This is a genomic window from Vibrio sp. 2033 (assembly GCF_033339735.1).
Genome location: NZ_JAWOVC010000507.1, coordinates 1 through 616 on the forward strand (window position 1 = coordinate 1; position 616 = coordinate 616).

Annotated in this window: 1 protein-coding gene; it reads left to right on the plus strand. The window is 45.8% G+C overall.

Annotated elements, in window-relative coordinates; all coding sequences use genetic code 11:
* Nucleotides 1-616, plus strand: a 616-nt coding sequence (locus R7P74_RS27490) for an acetate--CoA ligase family protein (RefSeq protein ID WP_318123845.1), incomplete at both ends; no start/stop codon positions are given.

Below are 616 nucleotides of genomic sequence, written 5' to 3' on the forward strand. Positions count from 1 at the left end.
ATGAACGACTACTGGATAAAAACACAGTTGTACTGGATACACACCAAACTAGCCCACTATTTAAGCTCTTTGGCTTTAATGTTTTGCCTACTTGGATAGCATCGGATGAAATCGAAGCTGTTCACATGGCAGAAAATATTGGATACCCGGTCGCCGTGAAGCTTCGCTCTCCTGATATTCCTCACAAATCAGACGTACACGGCGTGGCGCTTAATTTGAGAAATAGTCGAGAAGTTTCTAACGCTGCACAATCGATTTTAGATACCGTCAAATTCAGTTACCCATCTGCAAACGTACACGGCCTGCTAGTTCAAGGCATGGCGAAGCTTGGCAGCGCGGAAGAGTTGCGAATCAGTATCGCGGTTGACAAGGGATTTGGGCCTGTCAGTTTACTTGGTCAAGGTGGATCTGAATGGAACATCGCTCAAGATGCGGTGGCCGCCCTGCCTCCTTTGAATATGACGCTTGCACGCTATTTAGTCGTGGTTGCATTAAAGTCCGGGAAGATCCGTCTTCAGAAACACAAAGATGCGCTCGATATCACTGAGCTGTCAAAATTCTTAGTTCGTATTTCGCAAATGGCGGTTGAGTTACCTGAAATACAAAGACTGGATAT